Source organism: Parvimonas sp. C2, from assembly GCF_035282405.1.
Lineage (GTDB): Bacteria > Bacillota > Clostridia > Tissierellales > Peptoniphilaceae > Parvimonas.
This window is the reverse complement of sequence record NZ_JAYKBP010000002.1, coordinates 23,546-44,029: the sequence shown is the minus strand read 5'-3', so window position 1 is coordinate 44,029 and position 20,484 is coordinate 23,546. Positions and strand designations below refer to the sequence as shown.

The 20,484-nt window shown below is 26.4% G+C and carries 23 protein-coding genes; all 23 read left to right on the top strand.

The features are described from left to right. Positions 1-7 precede the first annotated feature (7 nt). The 23 genes from prmC to VJI95_RS03025 all read left to right on the top strand — a co-directional run bounded on the left by prmC (position 8) and on the right by VJI95_RS03025 (position 20,337). A complete protein-coding gene (prmC, locus tag VJI95_RS03135; RefSeq protein ID WP_324010219.1) occupies positions 8-808 on the top strand; it encodes a peptide chain release factor N(5)-glutamine methyltransferase in 801 nt (266 codons plus the stop codon). A 1-nt stretch (position 809) separates the two neighbouring features. Beyond that, the gene (locus VJI95_RS03130) at positions 810-1,331 is read left to right on the top strand and encodes a chromate transporter (RefSeq protein ID WP_323999810.1); all 522 of its coding nucleotides are present in this window, start codon (positions 810-812) and stop codon (positions 1,329-1,331) included. Between the two features lie 9 nt (positions 1,332-1,340). Then, a complete protein-coding gene (locus VJI95_RS03125) occupies positions 1,341-1,877 on the top strand; it encodes a chromate transporter (protein ID WP_323999808.1) in 537 nt (178 codons plus the stop codon). A gap of 41 nt (positions 1,878-1,918) precedes the next feature. Next, positions 1,919-2,473, top strand: a complete 555-nt coding sequence (gene lepB / locus VJI95_RS03120; RefSeq protein ID WP_323999807.1) for a signal peptidase I — start codon at positions 1,919-1,921, stop codon at positions 2,471-2,473. Between the two features lie 3 nt (positions 2,474-2,476). Continuing rightward, entirely contained in the window at positions 2,477-4,285 is a 1,809-nt protein-coding gene (gene lepA / locus VJI95_RS03115) for a translation elongation factor 4 (protein WP_323999806.1), read from the top strand. Between the two features lie 47 nt (positions 4,286-4,332). Continuing rightward, positions 4,333-5,457, top strand: a complete 1,125-nt coding sequence (hemW, locus tag VJI95_RS03110) for a radical SAM family heme chaperone HemW (protein WP_324010218.1) — start codon at positions 4,333-4,335, stop codon at positions 5,455-5,457. An 8-nt stretch (positions 5,458-5,465) separates the two neighbouring features. Then, on the top strand, positions 5,466-6,113 hold the full coding sequence (locus VJI95_RS03105; protein ID WP_324010217.1) for an HAD family hydrolase: 648 nt from the start codon (positions 5,466-5,468) through the stop codon (positions 6,111-6,113). Between the two features lie 102 nt (positions 6,114-6,215). Further along, positions 6,216-6,485: a hypothetical protein gene (locus tag VJI95_RS03100; protein ID WP_324010216.1), complete on the top strand. Its 270-nt coding sequence runs from the start codon at positions 6,216-6,218 to the stop codon at positions 6,483-6,485. Positions 6,486-6,536: 51 nt separating this feature from the next. After that, a complete protein-coding gene (locus VJI95_RS03095; protein WP_324010215.1) occupies positions 6,537-6,806 on the top strand; it encodes a hypothetical protein in 270 nt (89 codons plus the stop codon). A gap of 18 nt (positions 6,807-6,824) precedes the next feature. Continuing rightward, positions 6,825-8,555, top strand: a complete 1,731-nt coding sequence (locus VJI95_RS03090; protein ID WP_324010214.1) for a hypothetical protein — start codon at positions 6,825-6,827, stop codon at positions 8,553-8,555. Next, entirely contained in the window at positions 8,552-9,217 is a 666-nt protein-coding gene (locus VJI95_RS03085; RefSeq protein WP_324010213.1) for a TipC family immunity protein, read from the top strand. The genes VJI95_RS03090 and VJI95_RS03085 overlap by 4 nt, the downstream gene beginning before the upstream one ends. A gap of 78 nt (positions 9,218-9,295) precedes the next feature. Beyond that, positions 9,296-9,640, top strand: coding sequence for a TipC family immunity protein (locus tag VJI95_RS03080; RefSeq protein WP_324010212.1), 345 nt, complete (start codon positions 9,296-9,298; stop codon positions 9,638-9,640). Continuing rightward, positions 9,637-9,972 (top strand): TipC family immunity protein, encoded by a 336-nt coding sequence (locus VJI95_RS03075; RefSeq protein ID WP_324010546.1) that lies wholly within the window; start codon positions 9,637-9,639, stop codon positions 9,970-9,972. The genes VJI95_RS03080 and VJI95_RS03075 overlap by 4 nt, the downstream gene beginning before the upstream one ends. 136 nt (positions 9,973-10,108) lie before the next feature. Further along, a complete protein-coding gene (locus tag VJI95_RS03070) occupies positions 10,109-11,041 on the top strand; it encodes a phosphate ABC transporter substrate-binding protein (RefSeq protein ID WP_324010211.1) in 933 nt (310 codons plus the stop codon). Between the two features lie 53 nt (positions 11,042-11,094). Continuing rightward, the gene (gene pstC / locus VJI95_RS03065) at positions 11,095-11,958 is read left to right on the top strand and encodes a phosphate ABC transporter permease subunit PstC (RefSeq protein WP_324010210.1); all 864 of its coding nucleotides are present in this window, start codon (positions 11,095-11,097) and stop codon (positions 11,956-11,958) included. After that, the gene (locus VJI95_RS03060) at positions 11,945-12,802 is read left to right on the top strand and encodes a PstA family ABC transporter permease (protein WP_324010209.1); all 858 of its coding nucleotides are present in this window, start codon (positions 11,945-11,947) and stop codon (positions 12,800-12,802) included. Before pstC ends, VJI95_RS03060 begins: the two co-directional genes overlap by 14 nt. After that, entirely contained in the window at positions 12,771-13,436 is a 666-nt protein-coding gene (locus VJI95_RS03055; RefSeq protein ID WP_324010208.1) for a phosphate ABC transporter ATP-binding protein, read from the top strand. The genes VJI95_RS03060 and VJI95_RS03055 overlap by 32 nt, the downstream gene beginning before the upstream one ends. Before the next feature lie 126 nt (positions 13,437-13,562). Continuing rightward, the gene (locus tag VJI95_RS03050) at positions 13,563-15,302 is read left to right on the top strand and encodes an ABC transporter ATP-binding protein (protein ID WP_324010207.1); all 1,740 of its coding nucleotides are present in this window, start codon (positions 13,563-13,565) and stop codon (positions 15,300-15,302) included. Then, positions 15,292-17,124 carry an ABC transporter ATP-binding protein gene (locus VJI95_RS03045; RefSeq protein ID WP_324010206.1) on the top strand — a complete coding sequence of 611 codons (1,833 nt, stop codon included), beginning with the start codon at positions 15,292-15,294 and terminating at the stop codon, positions 17,122-17,124. Before VJI95_RS03050 ends, VJI95_RS03045 begins: the two co-directional genes overlap by 11 nt. A gap of 149 nt (positions 17,125-17,273) precedes the next feature. Further along, on the top strand, positions 17,274-18,182 hold the full coding sequence (locus tag VJI95_RS03040) for a hypothetical protein (RefSeq protein WP_324010205.1): 909 nt from the start codon (positions 17,274-17,276) through the stop codon (positions 18,180-18,182). Positions 18,183-18,218: 36 nt separating this feature from the next. Next, the gene (locus tag VJI95_RS03035) at positions 18,219-18,530 is read left to right on the top strand and encodes a hypothetical protein (protein ID WP_324010204.1); all 312 of its coding nucleotides are present in this window, start codon (positions 18,219-18,221) and stop codon (positions 18,528-18,530) included. Between the two features lie 88 nt (positions 18,531-18,618). Beyond that, a complete protein-coding gene (locus tag VJI95_RS03030; RefSeq protein WP_324010203.1) occupies positions 18,619-18,780 on the top strand; it encodes a hypothetical protein in 162 nt (53 codons plus the stop codon). Further along, positions 18,781-20,337 carry an ABC transporter ATP-binding protein gene (locus tag VJI95_RS03025; RefSeq protein WP_324010202.1) on the top strand — a complete coding sequence of 519 codons (1,557 nt, stop codon included), beginning with the start codon at positions 18,781-18,783 and terminating at the stop codon, positions 20,335-20,337. Positions 20,338-20,484 lie beyond the last annotated feature (147 nt).

Genomic DNA, 20,484 nt, shown 5'->3' with positions numbered 1-20,484 from the left:
GTTTTTTATGAACATAAAGGAATTAATTGAAAAACATGGAGATTATAACGAAAATTGGTTAATTTTAGAATTTTTAACGGATAAAAAAACTTTTGAATTAAAGATGGATTTAAGATTTTGTGTTGATTCTATATATAATGAATTTTTAGAAATAATTGAAAAAAGAAAACAAAATTATCCATTACAATACATTTTTGGAAGATGGGAGTTTTATGATTTGGAGTTATTTGTTGATGAATCAGCTTTAATTCCAAGATTTGAAACTGAAATTTTGGTTGATGAAATTTTAAAATTGGACTGTAAAAAGGATAAAATTTTAGATATAGGCTGTGGAAGTGGAGCTATAAGCCTTGCACTGGCAAAAAATTTAGAAAAATCTTATATTTATGGTATTGATATAAGTAAAGAAGCTATAATTTTATCAAAAAGAAATAAGGAAAAATTAAATTTACAAAATGTGTTTTTTTTTGAAAGTGATATTTTTTTAAATGTAAGTGAGCAAAATTTTGATATTATAGTCTCAAATCCTCCCTATATTGATGAAGCCGAAATGAAAACTCTAGAAAAAGAATTATCTTTTGAGCCTCAAAATGCTTTATATGGTGGGAAAGACGGAGTGTTTTTTTATAGGGAAATAATTAATAACTCTTTGTATTTCTTATCCGATAAAGGAGTTTTGGCTTTTGAAATTGGATATAATCAAATGGAAATTATTTCTAATTTATTGATTGAAAAAGGTTTTGAGATTTTGCTTCAAAAAAAGGATTTTGCAGGTTTTGATAGAATAATAATAGCTAAGAGGAGATGAAATGAGTTTAATTAGCTTATTTTTAGTGTTTTTATTTATAGGAACATATAATTTTGGCGGAGGATATGCAATGATTCCTCTGATTATATCTATGGTTGTAGATAAATATGCCTGGATTGGAATGTCTGACTTTATAAATTTTGTTACAATTTCTCAAGTTACGCCGGGGCCAATCGCTATAAATCTTGCAACATTTGTTGGATATACAGTTGGTAATGGGGTTTTAGGCTCTATACTTACAACGATGGCAGTTGTTTTACCAAGCTTTGTTTTAATAACTTTAATTGTTTTTTTTATGAAAAAATTTAAAGATAATATACATATAAAAAATTTTTTTGTTGGAATTAGACCAATTGTACTTGGATTAATTGCATCTAGTTGTGTAGCTGTTGTTGATTCTGATTTTTATACAATATATTCAATTATTACTTTTGGAATAATATTTTACCTAACTACTTATAGAAAATTACATCCGATAATTGCAATTTTTTTAACAGGCTTAATCGGAATGTGGATTGTTTAGGAGGCAATTATGTTATTTCAATTATTTAAGACATTTTTGTGGATAAGCACTCTGACTGTTGGTGGTGGAGCAGCTATGATTCCGGTTATAAATAAAGAAATTGTAGAAAAACGGAAATATATGACTCAAGAAGAGTTCTTAGATGCACTTGGTATTGCACAAAGTGTTCCAGGAGTTTTGGGCTGTAATATCAGCATTATCGTAGGGTATAAGATAAAGGGATTAGCAGGAGCTTTAGTTTGCTTATTTTGCTCAATTTTTCCTGCTTTTATATCAATTCTTATAATAGCAATATTTTTTAAAGACATGAGTACAAACCACTATGTAAGTAAATTTTTTGTAGCGGTGAAACCTGCTTTAGTCGCAGTTTTAGCATCAGCAGTTATAATACTTGGGAAAAAGACAAGGTCAAAGGCTGTCCATTATTTAATTAGCCTAATAGTTTTAATTTTAGTCAGTTATTTTAAATTAAGTCCGTTTCTTGTAATATTTTTAGGTGGATTTGGTTATGTTTTGTATTGCAAGTTTTTAGTGGATAGACATTAATAAATATGTTAAAATAATTGTATCTGAATTTGGAGGAAATTATGATTGATGATAGATATAATGAAGAAAAAAATGAAAAAAATTTTTTAAAAATTTTTTGGGATTATGCAAAAGTTGTAATTATTGCACTTTTGATAAGTTTTGGAATAAAAACATTTGTTGTTACAAGTACAGTTGTTGATGGAAGAAGTATGAATCCAACTGTAAATCATGGGGATAGACTTATGGTTAATAAATTGTTTTTTATGAAGAAAAATATAACTCGTGGGGATATTATTGACTTTTATGTTCCTGATGCAAAAAAATACTATTTAAAGAGAGTTATTGCAGTTGAAGGTGATACTGTTGAAATAATTAATGATAGAATTTACTTAAATGGAAAAATGCTGGAAGAGAACTATGTAAGTACAAAAGTTACTTCTCCACATAATGACAATACAAAATGGGAAATACCTAAGGGTTATGTTTTCGTTTTGGGGGATAATAGATCAAATAGTAGAGATAGTAGAGATTTAGGAGTCGTTTCGAGATCTGATATTGTTGGGAAGGTTATATTTAGATATTATCCTTTTAATAATTTGGGAGGGCTAAAATAATTTATGAAAATAGAACAGAAGAATATTAGAAATTTTTCTATAATTGCGCATATAGATCATGGTAAATCTACACTTGCTGACAGATTAATAGAAAAAACAGGAATGATGACTAAAAGAGAAATGGAAGAACAGGTTTTAGATAGTATGGATCTTGAAAGAGAAAGAGGAATTACTATAAAGTTAAAAGCTGTAAAACTTTTCTACAAAGCAAAAGACGGAGAAACTTATGTTTTAAATCTTATTGACACGCCAGGGCATGTAGATTTTACTTATGAAGTATCAAGAAGTCTTGCTGCTTGTGAAGGAGCTATTTTAGTTGTAGATGCAACTCAAGGTGTTGAAGCTCAGACTCTGGGAAATGTATATTTAGCACTAGAACAAGATTTGGAAATTTTACCGGTTATAAATAAAATAGATTTACCATCTGCGAGAATAGATGAAGTAAAAGAAGAAATTGAAGAGATAACAGGATTTGATACGGATGGAATTCCTCTGGTTTCTGCAAAAGAGGGACTCAATATTGAAGATGTACTAGAAGATATTGTAAATAATGTTCCTGCTCCTACTGGAGATGAAAATGCACCACTTAAAGCACTTATTTTTGATTCATATTATGATTCATATAAAGGCGTTGTTTCCTATGTTCGTGTAGTTGAAGGAACTTTAAGAGAGGGAATGACAATTTATATGATGGCAACTAAAGGAAAATTTGAAGTAACCGAAGTTGGTTATACTGCATCAGGAAATGTTCAAACGGGAGAGCTAAAAGCAGGTGATGTAGGATATGTAGTTGCAAGTATAAAGAATGTAAAAGATGCAAGAGTTGGGGATACTATTACAGATTTTGAAAATATGACTGACTCTGCATTACCAGGATATAAAAAGGTTATTCCTATGGTTTATTGTGGAATTTATCCGGCAGAAGGAGAAGATTTTAATAGTGTAAGAGAAGCTTTAGAAAAACTTCAAGTAAATGATGCATCTCTATCTTTTGAACCTGAAAGCTCTGTTGCACTAGGTTTCGGATTTAGATGTGGATTTTTGGGACTTTTGCATATGGAGATTATTCAAGAAAGACTTGATAGAGAATTTGATTTGAACATAATCACAACAGCTCCATCAGTAATCTATAAAGTTGCTAAAAAAACAGGAGAAATCCTTGAAATTCAAAACCCAAGTAATTTACCTAAAGAAACTGAAATAGAATATATGGAAGAGCCGATTGTTGAGGCAAATATTATGACTCCAAAAGACTATGTTGGAACCATTATGGACTTATGTCAAAATAAAAGAGGTGTTTTTGAAAATATGGAATATCTCGATCAACATAGAGTAAGTCTAAGATATATTTTGCCATTGAATGAAGTTATTTATGACTTTTTTGATGCATTAAAATCAAAAACTAAGGGATATGCCTCACTTGATTACGAATTAAAAGGATATCAACGTTCAGATTTAGCTAAATTGGATATTTTAATTAATGGAGATTTAGTTGATGCCTTTTCAATAATAGTTCATCGTGAAAAATCTTACGAAAGAGCGAGAAATATAGTTGAAAGACTTAAAGATGAAATTCCTAGACATCAATTTGCAGTACCTATTCAAGCTTCAATAGGTTCTAAAGTAATCGCCAGAGAAACTGTAAGAGCTTTGAGAAAAGACGTACTTGCAAAATGTTATGGTGGAGATATTTCAAGAAAGAGAAAATTGCTTGAAAAACAAAAAGAAGGTAAGAAGAAAATGCAACAAATTGGCAGCGTAGAAGTACCACAACAAGCCTTCTTAGCTGTATTAAAATATGATGAAAAATAGATTAAAAGCCTATTGTATGATAGGCTTTTTGCTTAATAGGAGAAAAAATGAAAAAATTAGGATTATATATTCACATTCCTTTTTGTGATAAAATATGTAATTATTGCGACTTTACTGCATTTCAAGGTGCAAATTCTAAAATTGAAGAATATGTTGAGGCTCTGAATAAGGAAATAGAGTTAAAAGGAAATAAAGACTTTTTAATTGATTCTATTTTTATTGGAGGTGGAACTCCAAGCTTTATTGACGGAGAATATATTTTTAAAATTTTAGAAAAAGTAAGAGAGAATTTTATAGTTCTGGATAATATTGAAATATCCATTGAAACAAATCCGAAAACTTTTGATAAAAAAAAATTAGAATACTATAAAAAAGCAAAAATAAACAGAGTATCAATAGGAGTTCAAAGTTTTAATGATAAAATTTTAAAAGAACTTGGAAGAAATCACAATTCAAAAGAAGCCTTGGAGAGCATTGAATTGGTAAAAAAAATTGGCTTTGATATAAATTTAGATTTAATTTTTGGCTATCAAAGTCAAACTATTGAAGATATTTTATATGACTTGGAAATGGTAAAAAAAATAAATCCCGAACATATCTCGTATTATGCTTTGATTATTGAAGAAAAGACGAAATTTAAAGCACTACAAAATGCGGGAAAATTGAATTTTTTAGATGAAGAGACAGAACGAAAAATGTATCATTTAATTGTGGAAAAATTAGAAAAAATAGGACTTAAACAATATGAAGTTTCAAATTTTTCTAAAATTGGAAAAGAATCTGTACACAACAAAAAATATTGGAATTGTAAGGAATATTTAGGACTTGGGATTTCTGCACATTCATATTTGAAGGATGAAAGATTTTCCAATACAGTTGATTTCGCAAAATATATAAAAGAGTTACAAAAAGGAAATATTCCTGTAGATTTTAGAGAAAAATTGGATATATCAACAAAAAAATTTGAATATATAATAATGAATATGCGTTTAAAAGATGGTTTTTTGATTTCAGATTATAATAGACTTTTTGAGTCTGACTTTTTAGAAGAGAATAAAAAAGTTGTTGAAAGAGGATTAGAAAACAATGTAGTAGAAATTAAAGATGGTAGAATATATTTTACAAAAAAAGGCTTTGACATAATGGACAGTTTTTTTGTAGATATTTGTTAGGAGGAGTTATGAAGGCTGTATTTTTTGATATGGATGGTGTACTTATAGACTCAGAAATGTTTTATATGAAGGGAACTTACGATTGGATTTCTAAAAAGGGGTTTAATGGAAAACTTGAAGACACTTTTAGACTAATCGGTACTAATATGGAAGGAACATATAATTTGCTTTATGAAATGCTAAATAAAAAATATACAATTTCAGAGATAGAAGAAGAAAACAGAAAATATTTTTTAGAAAATCCAATTGACTACAAGGCAATTTTAAATCCTTTTGTAAAAGAAATTTTAATATTTTTAAAAGAACATAAAATAAAAATTGCAGTTTGCTCATCAAGTCCTAAAAAGATAATTGAAAAAGCACTAAAAGAATGTGAGATTTTAGAATACTTTGACTTTATAGTAAGCTCAGATGAAGTTGAAAAAAGTAAACCCGATCCGGATGTTTATTTAAAGGCATGTGAGGTTTTAAAGGTTTCTAAGGAAGATGCTTTTGTAATAGAGGACTCAACAATGGGAATAGAAGCTGGTAAAAATGCAAATATAAAAGTAATAGCAATAAAAGATAAATTCTTTGGACAAGATCAAACAAAAGCCGATTACATTTTTGAAAATTTAGGCAAAGTTTTGGAATTTTTTAAAGGAGAAATTAGCTAAATTATTTTAAAAATATCTTTAATTACTTCTATTATGAATAAAATTGAATTAATCTAATTAATGGTTTATAATTGTAATATATGTTAAATGAGGTGAATGAAAATGATACAAAGCAATAGCATAATAGTCGAAGATATGATTAAAGAAATAGAAGCAGAACTAAAATCACTAAGAAATCTAGTAGGTATAAGTTTAGATTTTAGTACAACAGTTATAGCAAATCGAAAAATAAAACAATCTATAAGTGAAGGAATATCTATTACTTCAGAAATAAAAGGATTCTTTGAAATTTCATTAAAAAAAGTTTCAGTAGTTGAATCAATATTAAAAAAAGCAGATAATGAAATAGGAGAAAAATTTTTAAAAAGATAAATATAATGCTTATAAAAAATTATACATAAAAAAGAGTCAGGAGTATTAAAAATGAAAGAATTAGAAAAGAAAAAGGAATTTATAAAAGATAGGTTAAGAAAAATTAATAATTTTAAAATGGAATATGAAGAATATATAAGAAAAGAAAAAGAAATAAAAAGAAATATAAACTATGGAAAAGTAGACATAAAAATTCAAGGTTTTTATGAAGTTTTGGAAGAAGAGACAAAATGTATTAATACTATGATATTAGATGAAGAGGAAAATTTACAAACAAGTTTAAGATATATAAATAATAAAATGGAAAATGAAAAGAAGTAAAAAGGAGAAAGATAGGAAATGGGAATAAATATGAACTTGGAAGATTCAAGGAGACAAGCAGAAAGTATAGAAAAAGAAATGAAAAATAAAATAGAAGGATATGAGGGTTTAATAAGAGCAATAACAAAGATAGGCTATACAACAGGGGAATTAAAAGGACAAGCCTATGATGCAATGAGAGAATATTTTGAAGAAATATTAATGCCAATAGTAAAGGGAGGAAAACTATTATCAGAATTAACAACAAAAGTGGCAAAAGAATTACCGGAAAGATATGTAAGAGAAGTGCATAGTAGTAGTTTAAATGAAGAAGAATTAGAATTAATAATAGCAGAGTATAAAGCACAAGAAAGAAGACTGGAAAGACTTTTATCAAATGACATTGTACTTTTACCAAATGAAATTGGGCAAGGAGAATATGAATATAAAAATCATCTTCTAGTAAGTTCCAATGTATATAGAGATATGAGAAGATACTATGAAGAATTACTACAAAAATTAAGAATATTTAATCGAAGCACAGAAAACCTAACAAGAGAAATAGAAGAGCTAAGTAGAGCAATAAAATCAGGCTTAAGAGCAATAAAAAACACAAGCTGTTATAATCAAATGTCAGGAGAATTTGATATAAAAGAGTTAAAGGGAGAAGAATGGCTAAAAAAACTAAATATACTAAACGAACTAAATGAAGCAAGAAAAATAGAGACTAGAGAAGAGAAGGAATATAAAGAAGTTTTAATGAAAGATTTTGGCTTTGACGAAAGAACAGCAAATTTAATACTAAAGGTAAAAAGAGCAATAGATAAAAAATTTGCACATTTAAGTAAAGAAGAAAGATTTTATATATTTAACAGAATTATAGGGGCAAAACATTATAACGGATTTAAGTGGGATGGAACAGCAGGAGATTTGATGGAATATTTTTATAAGGAAGAGCTATTAACAACACAGTTAAATAAAGTAAAGGATTTAAACCTTAAAAATAAGTTAGAAGGTATATACAGACAACTAGGATTAACAAAAAAAGAATACTCACAGTTGATGTATGAATTGGATAATCAACATAGATTTTCTGGTGAAAAGCATCTAAAAGCAAATGAAATACTTAATAGTGATGATAATAAAATTAAAGAAAAGTTCTGGAAAGAGTATGCTGAATATAAGAGAGTATATGGAGAACATTTGACTATAAAAGACTTTATAGAGAAATGGGATAGAGATAAAGAAGCATATTATGGGACTGGAGATTGTACTCATCAATCAATAACAATGGCTACAAATCTGTATAATAACTATTTTAGACCAGCAAATATAGTAGGATTAATGTATAGTTCATTAGATTCACACAAATTAACAAATGAATTGGCAGGATGGAGAGGAGATGTTACAAGTCAGGTAGTGAAAAAACCATCAATGAATTGTGATGATTATAAAGCAGATTTAGATGCAGTAAATATTTTACATCTATGCAACAAAGATAGAAGTAGAGATCCTATTGAAGTGTATAATGAATACTATAAAGGAATACGAGAAGGAACAATAAATAGAGCAAAAATGTTTAAGGAAATAGTAGGATTTAAATATATTGAAAGTGAAATTCAAAATATAGTATTAGAAAATCCAGGATATTACAGATTTACTAATGAGGAGTTAAAGGAGGTAAATCCAGTAGGATATAACTTTATAATGAACTTAAAAAATGAAAATAATGAATATATAGAGTATGAAAAAGTGGGAGATAAAAAGTGAAGAATACAGTAAAGACAGCATTAATAGTTTTAGTATCAATGGTATTAGTAATAGTAGTGTACAAGATAATAAATCTAATAAATCTGAATGAAAATAATATATTTGATGAAATGTATTATGGAGAAAAGAAAGTATATAGTAGATTTGAAGAAACTCCATTTTGGGACATACCGGGAATACATCAATGGAATAGAAATGATATGAAAAATACAACAATTAGAGAAGATACAACAGTATATGAAAGATATGAAAAAAAATATAAAACAAAAAAATTAGGAGAATGGACAATCCGTTTTGTATTTGAATATGCAGAAGGAGAAAGAGAAGTATATATAAGTTTTATTAACGAAGATAAGGAGAAGAAAATAGGAATAGGAATATTTATTTCATATAAAGTAGATACGAAAATAATGAAAGAAAGAATTCGTTTTTTTGATAAGACAAAAAATAAGCCGGAAGCTGAAATTGATGAGATACCAAAGATAAAAGAATATCTACAAAAAAATAATATATCCATAAAAGACTTAAAAGAAACAATAGATGAATTGCTGTATGAAAAAGTAATAGGAGATTGGGAGAAATATACAAAGTCAAGATTTTCAAAAGACAATTTAGGGAATGTAAAAATAGAAAGAAGTCCATTATTTGACGGAGTGGATTAGGAAAAAGAAATGAAAATAAGAAAAAACTGTTTGACTTTATTATAATTATATAGAGTATATAGAAACAGGAGAAAAGAAATGAAAAGCAAGGCAAAAATAACATTAATAATAGTAGGTATAATACTTGTATCATTAGCTTTAATATTTGTAATATTTAAAGAAAAAAATCCAAAAGAAAAAAATATCTTTGATGAAATGTATTATGGAGAGAAAAAGGTATATAATAGAGGTGCTAATACACCCTTTAGAAACATACCCGGAATACAACAATGGAATAGGAATGATTTTATGGTTAATCCTTCTGTCAAAGAATTGAGTGATAGGAATAATACTGTATATGAAAGATATGAAGAGAATTATAAAACAAAAAAATTGGGAGAATGGGATATAGGATTTAAATTTATTTATGATAAAAAAAAATAGATATAAGCTTTTATAATAAGATACTTGAAAAGAAAATAACATTTTCTATACATTACAAATATGATATAGAAAGCAAGAAAATGGTAGAAAATGTTGATTTTTTTGATAATACAAAAAAAATGCCAGAAGCAAGAATTGAAGAAATCTCAAAGATAAAAGAATATCTAGAAAAAAATAATATATCCATAAAAGACTTAAAAGAAACAGGGGATAAATTGTTGTATGAAAAAGTAGTAGGAGATTGGGAAAAATATACAAAATCTAGATATTCAAAGGATAATTTAGGGACAGTAAAAATAGAAAGAAGTCCATTATTTGACGGAGTGGATTAGGAAAAATCATTTTTTTTACAATCAAAAATGGAATAAGAAATCCTTATGAATATTAAATATCCATTAATAAATTCTATTTTACATTATATTTTCTTTGTTGTAAAATATATGCAGGTATTTATTTTAGGAGGATATTATGAAAAAATATTTTAAAAAATTGACTGTTCTTTTAGCGGTTTGTGTTTTATTTACTGCTTGTTCAGGACAAAAACAAAATACTGAAAAGAAAGAGGAAACAAATAAGACTGAAACTAAGTCTGATACTGTAAATGCTCAAATTAGTTTTAGTGGATCTTCAACTTTAGCTCCTGTAATCAATAAGATTGCTACAGATTTTATTGAAAAATATACAACTTGGGATAAGGTTGATTCTTCTTTACCAAAAGAAAACATAACTATTTTTGTTTCTTCAGGCGGTTCAGGTGCAGGAGTTAAAGCTGTTCTTGATAAAGTGGCAAATTTTGGAATGCTTGCTCGTGATATTAAGGATTCAGAAAAAGAAAAGATTAAGGATTTAGAATCTTATACTTTAGGTCTTGATGCTCTTTGTATTTGTGTTAATCCTGACAATAATATTTTAAAAGCTAAAAATGGAAATTTAACTAAAGAAGAAATCATAAAGATTTTCTCCGGAGAATATAAAACTTGGAAACAAGTTGATCCATCTTTACCTGATGAAGAAATTGTAGTTGTAACTCGTGATTTAGGTGGTGGAGCTCATGAAGTTTTCCAAAAGAAAATAATGAAAGATGTTAAGGTTAGAGAAGATGCTATTCAAGCTCCTTCAATGGGTGCATTAGTCTCAAAGATTATTGAAAATAAAAATGCTATTGGATATGCTTCTTATGGTATAACTAATCAAAATAAAGGAAAGTTAATTCCTATGAAAGTTGATAATGTTGAACCTACTGAAGAAAATATTTTAAATAAAAGTTACTATATTTCAAGACCTTTAATCATTATGAAGAGTGGAAAATTAACAGCAACTGAAAAAGTATTTGTAGATTTACTTCAATCAGAAGAAGGAAAGAAAGTTATAAAAAGTATGGGATTCATTCCTAGCAAATAATATAAAGAAAATACTGAGGAATACTTTTAGTATTCCTCTTTTTTGGAGTTATTATGAAAAATAAAGTTTTTAAATATACAGTATATATTTTTACATTATTTACAATCTTACTTTTGTTGACTCTAATAGTCTTTTTGTATAATCAGTCATTACCATTTTTTCTTAAAAATAATTTTCTAAAATTTATTTTTGGAAGAGTTTGGGATGCAACGGAAGTTTCAGGAAGTTTCGGAATCTTTAATATACTATTAGCAAGTGTATTTATATCTATTCTAGCTTGTATTATTTCACTTCCTATAGCTATTGGAACAGCAATATTTATATCCTTTTATACAAAAAAGTCAAGAGTTATACTTATATGGCTTATAAACATTTTGGCAGGTATTCCGTCAATAATTTATGGTTTTTTTGGAATGATTATAATTGTAAAAAATATAGAAAGAATATTTAAGATTTCTGCTGGAGAAAGTGTTCTTGCAGGTAGTATTATCTTATCAATAATGATTTTACCTTATTTTGTTTCTAATCTTATTGAAACAATTGAACTTATTAAGAAAAAATATCAAAGAGATTCTGATGCTTTGGGAATAAGTAAAGAGTATTTTATTAGAAAAGTAGTTTTAAAGAAATTACATTTTTCAATTTTAACAGGCTTTATGATTTCATTTTCGAGAGCAATAGGAGAAACAATGGCTGTAATGATGGTTATAGGAAATGCACCGATTTTTCCAAAATTATTGTCAAAAGCACAGACAATTCCTTCACTTATTGCACTTGAAATAGGTATGAGTGAAGTTTATAGTGAACATTATTTTGCACTTTTTGCGAGTGGATTTATACTTTTGATTTTAGTTTTAATCATTAATATTTTATTATTTATTATTAACAGAAAGAGTAGAAATTATGATAAGATTTAAGGATAATTTAATTAAACTTTTTGCTTGTATATCTATTTTTATAGTTATGACTGCAATTTTTTTGATATTTTCTTTTGTATTTTTTAATGGAATTTCAGGAATTAATTTAAAATTTTTAACAGAAAATCCTAAAGGAATGCCACTTGGAGTGGATGGTGGAATAAGAAATGCGATAATAGGCTCATTTTTACTTATGATATTATCTATGTTTTTTTCAACAGTTTTAGGTATTTGCTTTGCAATTTATAATAAAATATTTTGTAAATCAAAAATCATTAAAATGCTTTTAAGTTTTCTTATTCAATGTATTTCATCAATTCCGTCAATTATAATTGGACTTTTTGTCTATGGATTTTTTATAGTAACTTTAAATATTCCAAAAAGTTTATTTACAGCAAGCATTGCTCTTTCACTAATGGTTTTTCCTTTTGTAGAGTTAAATGTTGAAAAATTAATCGAAGAATTTGACAGACAAAGCATAAGAGACAGTTATGCTTTGGGAATTGATAAAATTTATATGTGTAGGAAGTTAATTTTACCTACTATTTCCAATAAAATAGTTTCAATTTCAATTTTAGCTGGAAGTTATGCCATAGGGGCAACTGCACCTTTACTTTTGACCGGAGTAGTATTTATGGCAAAACCGAGCGGATTATTTAATCCTATTATGGCTTTACCATTCCATTTGCATATGTTACTTAGTCAATCAGTCGCAACTGAAAAGGCATATGCAACGGTAATGGTTTTGATTGGACTTTTAATAATATTAAATTTATTATCTGAAATAATAATGAGAAATATCGGAGGTAGGATTGTTGAATATATTAGAAATAAAAAATCTTAGTATTTTCTACGAAGAAAAAAGTATTTTAGAAGATGTCAGTTTAGAAATAAAGGAAAATGAAATAATCTGTATAATGGGAAGTTCAGGCTCGGGAAAATCTACATTACTTTTTTGTTTGAACGGATTTTTAATAGAAAATGGTGGAAGTTATACGGGAGATGTATTCTTTAGAGGGGAGAATATTAAAAACATTAAACCAATTGAATTAAAAAGAAAAATCTCTACACTTTTTCAAGACTCTAAACCTTTTGATTTTTCCATAGAAAAAAATATTACCTATGCAATGGAATTTTATGAGGGAAAAGTTAAAAACAAAAAAGAAAAAGTTAAAAATTTATTGGAAAGTGTAAATTTATATGATGAAGTAAAAGATAATTTAAGTCTTTCTCCTTCAAAATTATCAGGTGGACAAAGACAAAGACTTTGCATTGCTAGGATGCTTACAACTTGTCCTGAAGTTTTGATTTTTGATGAACCTTGTTCTTCTTTGGATGAAAAAAATTCTATAATAATTGAATCTCTTATAAAAGAACTTTCAAAAAAATACACTATAATAATTTCAACACATAATGAAAAACAAGCAAATAGGCTTGCAGATAGAATAATTAGAATAGAAAACAAAAAATTAGTTTAAATGTTTAAAATCTCACTTTAGTTGGGTATATACCTAAAATAAGATTTTTAATTCAAAAATTTACAAAACTTAAGTATTTTTATATTTAAGTTTTTTTCATTGGTACATATTATACGGAGGAAGTTTATGGTAAAAACATTGAGTAAGAGTATAAGAGAATATAAAAAAGACTCGATTATGTCTGTTGTTTATATTATCTTTGAGGTTATTATGGAATGTATAATTCCTTTTATTCTTGCAAATTTGGTAAATGGAATAAGATCAAATATTCCAATTGAAGATTTGTTTAAACAGGGTTTAATTCTTGTAGTAATGGCAATGTTATCTTTAGCTTTTGGAATTTTGGCAGGTAAAAAAAGTGCAGTTGCATCTGCAGGTTTCGCTAGAAATTTAAGAAAAGATATTTTTGAAAAAGTTCAAGGATTTTCTTTTGAAAATATAGATTCTTTTTCTAATTCGTCATTGCTTACAAGACTTACAACTGATGTTACAAATGTTCAAAATGCATATATGATGACAATAAGAATGGCAATCAGAAGTCCATTTATGTTTGTTTTCTCTTTTGTTATGTCATTTATTATGGGTGGAAAACTTGCATTTATTTTTGTTATAGTTGTTCCAATACTTTTAATTGGCCTTGCATTTATTATTATAAAAGCGATGAAAATTTTCAAACAAATATTTTATAAATATGATGATATGAACAATACTATTCAAGAAAATATTAAGGCAATAAGACTTGTAAAATCACTAGTTCGTGAAGATTTTGAAATTAAGAAATTTGATAAAGTTGCAACTGAAGTAAAAGATAATTTTACTTTTGCAGAAAAAATAATATCATTGTATGCGCCTTTAATGCAATTTTGTTTGTATGTAGATACTGTTTTGATTTTGTTTTTAGGTTCCTATGTTATAGTAGCTGGAGTTAATCCAAGTTTTAATGTTGGACAGATATCTGCACTTATGACTTACAGTTTTATGATTTTGAGCAGTCTAATGATGTTTTCAATGGTTCTTGTTATGTTAACAATGGCAATGGAATCTTCAAAGAGAATATCAGAAGTTGTAAATACAGAATCAACTATAACAGACGAAAAGTCATTGCATAAAGTATTAAATAGTGGAGAAATTGAATTTAAAAATGTCGTTTTTAGATATTCAGAGGACGCAAAAGAAAATGTAATTAATGATGTTTCATTTAAAATTCCTTCTGGAAGTACAGTTGGAATAATAGGAGCTACCGGTTCTGGAAAGAGTACATTAGTTCAATTAATTCCAAGACTTTACAATATAAATTCTGGAGAAATTTTAATAGACAATATTAATATCGAAAATATTGACATTGAATTATTAAGAGAAGAAGTAGGTATGGTTCTTCAAAAAAATACTTTATTCTCCGGAACAATTCGAGAAAATTTAAAATGGGGAAACAAAAATGCAACTGATGAAGATCTTGATTTAGTTTGTAATATTGCTCAAGCAACTGAAATTTTAAATAAAATGCCTAATGGCTACGATGAGTATATTGAACAAGGTGGAGCAAATCTATCAGGTGGTCAAAAACAAAGACTTTGTATTGCAAGAGCATTACTTAAGAAACCAAAAATTTTAATTTTTGACGACTCCACTTCAGCTGTTGATACAAAAACAGATGAATTGATAAGAAGAGGGTTAAAAACTTATATGCCTGAAACTACAAAAATTATAATTGCTCAAAGAATACTATCCGTTCAAAATGCAGATATAATTTTGGTAATCGAAAAGGGCGAAGTAGTAGCTAGTGGAAATCATGAAACTCTAGTAAGACAAGAGGGATTATATCGTGATTTATATTTAACACAAGGAGGAGTTGTAGATGAAAAATAGTAAAAAATCAATTTTATTCAGAGTAATAAAAGAAGTATTTACAGCTTATCCTGTACTGTTTCCATTAGTTTTAGTTGGTATTGTTTTTACTGCCGGGGTTAGCTCAATTCCAAGTTTATTTATTCAAAAAATTGTAAGTTTACTTGAAGCTAGAGATCCTTCAGTTTCATGGTCTGTTTTTTCAAAAGAAATGATTACTTTAATCTTGATATTAATTGGAGTAGATATACTTTCTTTGATACTAACAGCTGTATATAATCTTGCAATGGCTACTATAACACAAGGAACTCTTTATCATATGAGAAAAAAGATGTTTGTAAAAATGCAAACTCTTCCTTTAAAGTATTTTGATACTGAAGGGCATGGCGATATAATGAGTTATTATACAAATGATGTTGACGCTTTAAGACAGATGATTTCACAAAGTTTACCAAATGTCTTAGCATCATTAGTTGTTGTTATAACAGTTTTTGGTATAATGTTATATTTTAGTTTTTGGATGACACTTACCGTTCTACTAGGTGTTGTTGCCATGTATTTTGTAACAAAATATGTTGGTAAACATTCAAGAAAATACTTCATTGAGCAACAAAAATCATTGGGTAAAACTGAAGGTTATTTAGAAGAAATGATTTATGGACAAAAAGTTGTAAAAGTTTTTAATTATGAAGATGAGTCAATGAAAAAATTTAATAAAGTTAATGATAAGTTATTTGATGATTCTCAAAAAGCAAACTCTTATGCTAATATACTTGGACCTATTTTAAATAATATAGGAAATATTCTATATGTTGTTGTTGCTATTGTAGGAGGACTTTTAATATACTTTAATGTATATAATTTAAGTCTTTCAGGTATGGCAATTAGTATAAGTATAGTAGTTCCATTTTTAAATATGACAAAGCAATTTTCAGGAAATATCAACCAAGTTTCAATGCAATTAAATTCAATCATTATGGGTTTAGCGGGTGTTGAAAGAGTTTTTGCTCTAATTGACCAAGAGCCTGAAGTAGATGAGGGTAAAGTTGAAATAGAAAAAGAAGAGAAAAAATCTGTTTTTGTAAAAGAAAATGGAGAAAAAGTAGAAGTTCTAGGAAACATTGATATAAAAAATATTGTTTTTGGATATAATAAGGAAAAAACAGTTTTAAAAAATATAAATATTACTGCAAAACAAGGAGAAAAGATTGCACTTGTAGGAGCAACTGGAAGTGGTAAAACTACAATTGCCAACCTTATAAACAGATTTTATGATGTAAATAGTGGAGAAATTTTATTTGACGGAATAAATGTAAATTCAATAAAAAAAGCTGACCTTAGAAAAAATGTAGGTGTTGTTTTACAAGAAACAAATCTATTTACTGGAACAGTTTTAGAAAATCTTAGATACGGACATTTAGAAGCTACAAGAGAAGAATGTATCGAGGCTTGTAAAAAAACAGGGGCTCACGAATTTATAATAAAACTTCCAGAACAATATGATACAGTATTAAGAAGTGGTGGAGAAAATTTATCTCAAGGTCAAAGACAGTTGCTTGGAATTTCAAGAGCATTACTTGAAAATAAACCTGTTCTTATTTTAGATGAAGCTACTTCTTCAATAGATACAAAAACAGAAAATGTTGTTCAAAAAGCTATGTATGTCTTAATGGAAGGTAGAACTGTATTTATAATTGCTCATAGACTTTCTACAATTTCAAACTCTGATAGAATAATTGTTCTGGATAATGGAGAAATTTTAGAAATGGGAACTCACGATGAGTTGATTGAAAAACAAGGAAGATACTATCAATTATATACAGGAAAATTTGAATTGGATTAATAAGATTAAAAATCAAAGTCTGTAATTTGACTTTGATTTTTTTATGTTATATAATGATATTATACATTACCAATATAGAGTGTAGAAATTTTATACTTTGTATTCTACAGAACATATAATAAATAATTCAAAGATGGGAATTGATATTTATGAAAAAGAATAATTTAAGTTTAGATTTTAGTTTAGAAAATAGATTATATCATAATACTTTTAAAAAAATTATTAAGATTATATTAATATATTTAATTTTTAAGCTGATATTAGCTGTATTTTTTATGTATAATGTATATATATTTAAACAAGAATTTTTATATGGTAAAAAGTTAGTATTTGAAGTTGATGGAATTGTATATAAGGTAGATACTATTGAAGAAAAGAAAGAAATTATTGACCTGATAACTGATTTTTCTAATAAAAGTGAAAGAATTTATTTTGCACCTTATAAATGCTTATCTAGAGTAGAAATTTATACAGATAGTTATTATGTAAATGCTTATGAATGCTATGATTATTATTTTAGTTTTAGTGGATTTAGGTTAATTAATTATTCTGTTGGAGGAAGGTATTTAAAAGAAGAATCTTTAAATAAGTTGTTTGAAAAATATGGAAAAAAAGATTTTTATAGTCTTGAGGGTGATTTTACAAATATTTCTGATGTTTATAAACAAATAAGGGAAAATTATAGAAGTTTTGATATCAATTCATATTTAGAAGATAAAGAGGATGTTGACGGAAAAACAATTTACCATTTATATAAAAATTATAAAGGTGCAAAATTATTAGATGGTTACGAAATAGTCGTCAAAGATAATAGATTTAAAATTACAAAAGTTGAGAATAAAAAATTTGATATAAAAGTTGATGATGCTCTTTCAAAATTTGGAATAGATAGATATTTAAAGTATAGAGAAAATAAAACCGGAGAAAAATTGAAAGTAATTAAAACTGAATTTATACATCAAGATGATAAATTTTATAATCGTTATGAAATAGAAGTTTCTTTTGATGGGAAAAAATCAAGAATTTTTCTATATGAAGAAAAATATGTAGGAAAATAATATTGTAAAGATAAAAAAATTTAAAGGAGACAAATTATGAAAAATAAACCTTTTAAGTTGGTATTAATACTATTTTTGTTTTTAGTTTCAATACTTCTTTATAATCATTTTAAGGTTGAAGTGGACGAAGAAATTCTAAAAAAAGAATCTGTAATATTAGAAAAAGAAAAGACTATTAAAGAATATGTCGATAATGCCAATAAAGATGTAAAAGATAAAAAAATGGTAGTTGTTTCTCACAAAAAAGTTAAGGACAAAAATGGAGAGAAATATACTAGATATAATATGCAAATTGAAAATGCTAGCGGAACAAAATCAAAAATATTTTCAGTTTATAGAAAAGAATAGTTTACAAAGAGTTACTTAAGTGGTAACTCTTTTTTGTTATATAAAAATATGATAAAATAATCATATCAGATTGAAAGAGGTAATTATTGTGGCAGTTGGATTTATAACAGGAAGATTTGGAGCGGATAGGACTGATAAAATATTAGATCTTTGTTTTGAAGAAACTAAAAGAGAAGATAAAAAGCCTATTTATATTTTAGTTCTGGAAAAATTTACATATGAAATGGAAAAAAGTATTAAGGAGAATTAAATGATAAGATATATTTTTAAAAATAGATTTAGATTGATAATTTTGTTTTTATTTTATTTGTCATCAGCTATTAGTGGTATTTTATTATCATTTTGCATGGGAAATTTTGTTAATAGTGCTATGAACTTTAACATATATGATTTGTTTAAATATGGAATTTTTTGTATTATCGTATTGTTATTTATATGTATTATCGACGTTTTTGAATGTCGTGTTAGAAATAAATATTTAGAACATATTATTATATGTTTAAAAAGAGATATATATGATAGCATATTTAATGCTAATAATGAAAATCTACTCAAATATTCATCTTCAAAATATATAAATTTAATTTTAAATGAACTAAACATATTGAGAAGTGATTATTTTGAAAATATAGTTCTCATTTTAGGATATTTAATAAAAATATTATTAGGTTCTATAGTATTATTATTTTATAATTATAAATTATTTATAATTATGTCTTTGATTTCTGTTATTCATATACTTGTTGTACCTATTTTTAAAAAAAGAGTAGGAATTAGAAAAAAACAATATGTTGATAATTCACAAAAGCAAGTCATGTTTTGTTCAGAAGTAATCAAAGGATTAGATGGAATTAGAATAAATTTATCAGAATATAAATTTTTTAATAACATTATGAAAATAGAAGAGGATTTTGAACATTCTAGATATTGTACAATCAATAATGATCAGAGTATTATTGCTATTATAAAATTTTTAGGAATGAGTACACAAATATTTTGTATGTTAGTAGCAGCTTTTTTTGTAGCTACAGGAGAAATATCAGTTGGTGGTATTGTGATGAGTACTCAAATTTTAAATTATATATTTCCATCTTTGAATTTATTACATTCTAAAGTTATAATTATTAAAGGTGTAAAGTATATATTTAAAGATATAAATAATATATTAAATTTTAATTCAAAAGATGTAAAACTGAAAAATATTCCATTTAGTACTATAAAATTCGAAAATGTAAGTGTAGAAATGAATAAAAGAATATTAAAGAGTTTTAATGTAGAAATGAACAAAGGAGAAAAAATTGCAATTGTTGGAGAAAGTGGTAGTGGAAAAAGTACATTGTGTAAAATTTTGATGCAATTAATCAATTACAATGGTCATATACTTATTGATGAGATAGAATTAAAGGATATATCTTATAATGAAGTGTATAAAAATATTGCATATACGCCTCAAAAACCATTTATATATACTTCAACTTTAGAAGAAAATATCTCTATGTTTCAAGAATATGATGAAAAGTATATGGAATATCTAATAAAAACTTTAAATTTAACATCTCTTTCTAAAAAAATAATTAATAATGATAATGTATCTGGTGGAGAGGCAAGTAGAATTGCTATTGCACGTACATTAATAAGAAAATTTAACGTTGTTATTTATGATGAACCAACTTCTGCTGTTGACCCTATTAATTCCAAGATGATAAACGACTTAATTTTTAGTATTGAAAATAAAATAGTAATTGTTATAACTCATAATTGGGATAAAAATTATTTGGATAAGTTTGATAAAATTATTAAAATATAACTATTAGTCTGTTATAAATTAAGAATTCTGAAGTTTCTACTTAGACAAATTATTAATTATGAATTAAAAAATAGAGTTACTCAATGTATTGCACATAAAATCTAGGATATAAGAAAAGTGAGCAATACGTCTGGCTAACTCTTTTTT

Bases quoted from the DNA above. Each gene is read 5' to 3' on its own strand.
- prmC (WP_324010219.1), top strand. From the start codon at position 8: ATGAACATAAAGGAATTAATTGAAAAACATGGAGATTATAACGAAAAT.
- VJI95_RS03070 (WP_324010211.1), top strand. From the start codon at position 10,109: ATGAAAAAATATTTTAAAAAATTGACTGTTCTTTTAGCGGTTTGTGTT.
- VJI95_RS03095 (WP_324010215.1), top strand. From the start codon at position 6,537: ATGAAAGAATTAGAAAAGAAAAAGGAATTTATAAAAGATAGGTTAAGA.
- hemW (WP_324010218.1), top strand. From the start codon at position 4,333: ATGAAAAAATTAGGATTATATATTCACATTCCTTTTTGTGATAAAATA.
- VJI95_RS03060 (WP_324010209.1), top strand. From the start codon at position 11,945: ATGATAAGATTTAAGGATAATTTAATTAAACTTTTTGCTTGTATATCT.
- VJI95_RS03025 (WP_324010202.1), top strand. From the start codon at position 18,781: ATGATAAGATATATTTTTAAAAATAGATTTAGATTGATAATTTTGTTT.
- VJI95_RS03090 (WP_324010214.1), top strand. From the start codon at position 6,825: ATGGGAATAAATATGAACTTGGAAGATTCAAGGAGACAAGCAGAAAGT.
- VJI95_RS03125 (WP_323999808.1), top strand. From the start codon at position 1,341: ATGTTATTTCAATTATTTAAGACATTTTTGTGGATAAGCACTCTGACT.
- lepB (WP_323999807.1), top strand. From the start codon at position 1,919: ATGATTGATGATAGATATAATGAAGAAAAAAATGAAAAAAATTTTTTA.
- VJI95_RS03045 (WP_324010206.1), top strand. From the start codon at position 15,292: ATGAAAAATAGTAAAAAATCAATTTTATTCAGAGTAATAAAAGAAGTA.
- VJI95_RS03035 (WP_324010204.1), top strand. From the start codon at position 18,219: ATGAAAAATAAACCTTTTAAGTTGGTATTAATACTATTTTTGTTTTTA.
- VJI95_RS03105 (WP_324010217.1), top strand. From the start codon at position 5,466: ATGAAGGCTGTATTTTTTGATATGGATGGTGTACTTATAGACTCAGAA.
- VJI95_RS03130 (WP_323999810.1), top strand. From the start codon at position 810: ATGAGTTTAATTAGCTTATTTTTAGTGTTTTTATTTATAGGAACATAT.
- VJI95_RS03080 (WP_324010212.1), top strand. From the start codon at position 9,296: ATGAAAAGCAAGGCAAAAATAACATTAATAATAGTAGGTATAATACTT.
- pstC (WP_324010210.1), top strand. From the start codon at position 11,095: ATGAAAAATAAAGTTTTTAAATATACAGTATATATTTTTACATTATTT.
- VJI95_RS03040 (WP_324010205.1), top strand. From the start codon at position 17,274: ATGAAAAAGAATAATTTAAGTTTAGATTTTAGTTTAGAAAATAGATTA.
- VJI95_RS03100 (WP_324010216.1), top strand. From the start codon at position 6,216: ATGATACAAAGCAATAGCATAATAGTCGAAGATATGATTAAAGAAATA.
- VJI95_RS03050 (WP_324010207.1), top strand. From the start codon at position 13,563: ATGGTAAAAACATTGAGTAAGAGTATAAGAGAATATAAAAAAGACTCG.
- lepA (WP_323999806.1), top strand. From the start codon at position 2,477: ATGAAAATAGAACAGAAGAATATTAGAAATTTTTCTATAATTGCGCAT.